We start from the raw sequence: 4,191 nt of genomic DNA on the forward strand, positions 1-4,191 counted from the left end.
GATACTACAGCATGAAGTGCGGAGACTCCGCGGTCGTCACGCGCACCCGTCCCAGTATCGCCTTTGCCGGCAATGTGGGAGCGACGATTCGACAATCGTCGGCGATGCCACCGCGGATGACGACCGAGCGAATCGAACTGGCTTGATCGGACAGCAGCGTCTCGTCGCCACTCAACACGTTGCCCGCACCGGCCTGAAGTCCTGCCGCGATCACGCTGCCCCCGCTCATCGCGCCGCGCACCGTCACCTTGCCGATGGTGCCGCCAACGTACGTATCCGCAGGATCTCCTGGTTCCGCATTGTCGCCCAGAACGGCGCCGACGAGGATCTGAGCTCCCACGACGTCACCACCGACCGTGATCGACTTGATCTGCAAGGCCGCAAGCGAACCGGCGAAGTTGCCCTTGGTTGCGAACGTGCCCAAGGGCCCGCCAATTCCAATCGCGACAGCGTCCGCCACCGCGCCAGCAGCGAGGCTCGTCATCGCCCCGTCAATCACCCAAACGCCTGCGCCGATCGTGACGGCGTTGCTCTGCTGTGGGTTGTGCGAGGCGACTAGGCGGTCGGTCGGCGACGGCGGAGGAACGCCAAACCCGCGATGCTGAACATGCCGACGACAGCGGGCTCGGGGACGGCGGTGTAGATGAAGTTCGGACCAGTATACACGGCGCCCGTGGTGCCGGTGGGGAACTGTAGTGCGCTGCCCGCCTCGTTCCGACCGTAGCCGATGGTGACGTCGGCGGTAACGTGACCGGCCACGGGTTCGCCGAACGGCCCGTACCATCCATAGGCATCGTCGCTGTCGTACGCCGCGGCGAGCACGTACGTGGTGTTGGGCAACAACACGATCGGCACCGTCAGGTCAGCGTAGCGGAAGGTGCCGAGCAGCGTCCCGCCCGTACCGGCAGGCACCGCGGCTTGGCCGAGCATGTCGCCGACCACGCTGAACAGACCGACGCCGTGGGCCGCGATGAGGCCGTCAGCGCCTTGGTCCCACACGCCGAGTGACGTGACGGTCAGGGGTGTGGCGCCGGTGGTAAGTTCGTAGCCGAGCGTGTAGCTGACGGCGTTCGGCCCCTCGGTGCCGGGCGCGTCGAGCAGCGGCAGAGGCGCCGCACCGACACGGGTCGCCGTGGCGGCAAGGACGAACGACACGGTAAGGATCGAGCGAAGCAGTCCGGATCGTTGCATGTGGCCTTCCCTAGCAGATGAGGCGGCAAGCGTACCCAACGGCGGACGGGCAAACAAGGATCGGAGCCCGGGCTGCGAGACACGATGTGGTGGAACGCACTTGCGGATCGCCAGCACGATCGTCATAAGTGTTATGACGAGCAACGGCGCCAGCTACGGCACAAGCTCCTAGCGGAACCCGACCGCCGCCATGGTGTTACGTATGCGGACCAGTCCCGGCCACCATCTGGTTCCGCTATCACCCACCCCACCCCAATTCTAAACTGGGGTGGCCATGGGGTCCGATCCCGACACGTTGTTAACTGGAGCACGGAAATAGAGCGGAGAGTCGGAGAGTTCCGGCGCAGAGGAGGCCGGGACGGACGGACGTGGCCTTCGGACGTCGCTCTCTCCCCTTCTCGGCCGAGAGTACCCAACACCAAAACAGCGCAAAACCAGCCCGAAAACGAGCGAACCCCGCTAACTCGGTTAACAGGGTTCGTCGTGAACTATCCTAATACCGTGTCGGACTAGAGGTTATGAAGATCCCCGCGCCTAACCCTCTTCGAACTTTCTCTGCTTTAGGGGCTCGCTATCCGACGGTGACGGCGTCGAGGTTGACGCCGTTGGCCGTCGTGCTGGTGATTGCGATGATGTTGCTGCCACCGACGAAGTTGAGGGTAAAGCTCATCGTCTTCCACGTGCCCCACGATCCCGTGCTGGCGAGGATCACATTCGGCAATTGGATAACGCCGTCGACAGCGACGCCGACCGGGCGGCTGGCGGTGCCGCCGTTGGCGTAGCGAAGCGTGACCGTCGTTGGCCCGGCGGTCGCCCGGCCGATCATTAAGTATACGGCTGAGCCGACTCCACCGAAGTCCGCGTAGCCGCTGCCGGTGTAGCCGCCGTTGGTCGTCTGGCGGGTCGTGCCGTTGGTGAGTTGCAAGCCCTCCGCTTGGTACGTCACCGGCGACGACGGTGGTGGCGGGGTAGCGCCGGTGACGATGGTGACGGAATCGAGATTCGCGCCACCGACCAGGCTTGCCGCGGCCGCGTTGATCGTGTTGATGCCGTCCTTCAGCGAAACGGCGATCGACTCCACCCGCCACGTCGTCCAACTGCCGGTCGGCGCGCAGGCGACTGCGCCGACCGTCGTACCGTTGACCGCCACCGACAGCGGACGGCCATTCGTCGAGCCGTTGGCGTAGCGGAACTGAAGCGTCGCGGCTCCGCCGGCAGCACGGGTGATCGTCCATCGCACGGACGACCCGGTCCCGCCGAAGTCGGCATAGCCCACGCCGAGGTAACCCCCGTTGAGGGCGCTGGCGACCGTGCCGCCGGTAAATTGTGCGGCGGCGGCTTCCAGCACGACCGGCTCGTCGATCGGTGGCGGGGTGGTGCCGGTCGGACGCACCGTCAGCGCGTCGACGTTCCCGCCAGTCGCGGCGCCGGCGATCGTCTTCACCACGTTATTGCCGGCCATCAGTGGCGCGTCGATCGACACGGTCCGCCACGTCGCCCAGCCACCAGTAGGGGCGCATGCGACCGTTCCGAGCGTGTTCCCGTTGACGACGACGCGCAGCGGCCGATTGGTCGCGCCACCGTTGGCGTAGCGGAACTCCAGCGTCGCCGCGCCCGTCGTTGCTCGCGTAACGCTCCACTCGATGGCCGAGTTGTCGCCACCGAAATCGGCGTACCCTGAGCCAGTGTAGTCGCCCCACTGCGAGCTTCTGACCGTACCGCCGGACAAGATCGCCGACTCCGCCGGATGAATCGTCGAGCCGCTTGGTGGCGGTTCGACGATCACCACCTCGTCGTCAATCTCGGTCACGACAAACCTTGTACCGAAGGAAAGCCCGGCGCTGGCGAACCGGAACGTTGCCTTGCCGGCCACGTCGTCGGCATCGGGCGCGGCGCGGAACGTGACGGGTCTCGGCACGTCCCAGTCGTCCGGCGTGAACCGCAACGACGTCACGGAGGCGGTCACGCTCGCGTCGCTGTCGCTGTCGGGAACGACCGTTACCAACACGTCCGACCATGGTCGGCGGTTCAGCTTTAGGGTGATGACCTTGCTGGTGCCCTCGCCCACCGACAGTGACGTGCTGCTGCTGGAGGCGAGGCGCAACGGCTGGTGCGACGAGGTGAGGAAGTCGACGCCGGTCGCCGCCTGCCCATCCGCCAGCGTTACGATAATCGGCGCGTTGTTGGCCGGCAGCGACTGCGCATAGTCAATTGGCGCGCTGAGCATCGCCACGCGATACAGGCCAGCAGCCAAGCCGTTGAAGGCGTAGCGGCCTTCGTCCGTCGCCTCCGCCACGCGGTCGCCAGCGTCGTAGCTTCCATTGGCGTTGAGATCCACGTAGACGCGCGCGCTGACGAGCAGCGCGGTCTCGCCGGCGTCGCGGACCCCGTAGTTGTCGATCTCCTTGATGATTGAGCCGCCGATGCTCGCCGTGTTCGCCAGCAGTCGCCGTGACTCAAGGGTTTCAGTTCGTACCCCGGGAAGGCGCCCCGATTGCTTCTTTTGCATTGTCATAACGCCGGCCGACCTGCGACCGCTCCGATGTACATCCAAGTTGCTTCGACCGACGCAATGTCTAACCAACGGTGACGGCGTCGAGGTTGACGCCGTTGCTGGTGATGCTGGTCAGGCGAATGACGTTGTTGCCGGCCAGCAGGTCCAGCGTCAGCGTCAGCTCCTGCCAGTTCGTCCAGCCGCCGGTGCCGTTCATGGCGACGCTGCTCTGCACGACGGTGCCGTTTACCGCGACGCTGACCGGGCGGTCAGTCGTGCCGCCGTTGGCGTAGCGCAGCTTCAGCGTCGTCGGCCCCGCCGCCGTGCGGTTGACCGTCAGCTGCACGTACGAGCCGGCGCCGCCAAAGTCGGCGTAGCCGCTGCCGGCGTAGCCACCGTTGGTCGTCTGCCGCGTCACGCCGACCATCGTCGCCGACTCCGCCTGCACCGTCACCGACGGCTGAACCGGCGGCGGCGGTGGTGGCGTGACCGTGCCGCTGGTGATC

The 4,191-nt window shown here is 66.0% G+C and carries 4 protein-coding genes; all 4 read right to left on the reverse strand.

Annotated elements, in window-relative coordinates:
• Nucleotides 1-4: 4 nt before the first annotated feature.
• Nucleotides 5-484 carry a hypothetical protein gene (locus tag VGN72_00055; protein ID HEV7297727.1) on the reverse strand — a complete coding sequence of 160 codons (480 nt, stop codon included), beginning with the start codon at nt 482-484 and terminating at the stop codon, nt 5-7.
• Between the two features lie 71 nt (nt 485-555).
• The gene (locus tag VGN72_00060; GenBank protein HEV7297728.1) at nt 556-1,191 is read right to left on the reverse strand and encodes a PEP-CTERM sorting domain-containing protein; all 636 of its coding nucleotides are present in this window, start codon (nt 1,189-1,191) and stop codon (nt 556-558) included.
• 571 nt (nt 1,192-1,762) lie between these two features.
• Nucleotides 1,763-3,700: a carbohydrate-binding protein gene (locus VGN72_00065; GenBank protein HEV7297729.1), complete on the reverse strand. Its 1,938-nt coding sequence runs from the start codon at nt 3,698-3,700 to the stop codon at nt 1,763-1,765.
• Between the two features lie 67 nt (nt 3,701-3,767).
• Nucleotides 3,768-4,191 (reverse strand): carbohydrate-binding protein (locus VGN72_00070; protein HEV7297730.1); only part of this gene is annotated, 424 nt, incomplete at its 5' end.

This window comes from Tepidisphaeraceae bacterium (genome assembly GCA_035998445.1).
In the GTDB taxonomy this organism is placed as follows: Bacteria; Planctomycetota; Phycisphaerae; order Tepidisphaerales; family Tepidisphaeraceae; genus DASYHQ01.

Bases quoted from the DNA above. Each gene is read 5' to 3' on its own strand.
- VGN72_00055 (HEV7297727.1), bottom strand. From the start codon at position 484: ATGACGAGCCTCGCTGCTGGCGCGGTGGCGGACGCTGTCGCGATTGGA.
- VGN72_00065 (HEV7297729.1), bottom strand. From the start codon at position 3,700: ATGCAAAAGAAGCAATCGGGGCGCCTTCCCGGGGTACGAACTGAAACC.
- VGN72_00060 (HEV7297728.1), bottom strand. From the start codon at position 1,191: ATGCAACGATCCGGACTGCTTCGCTCGATCCTTACCGTGTCGTTCGTC.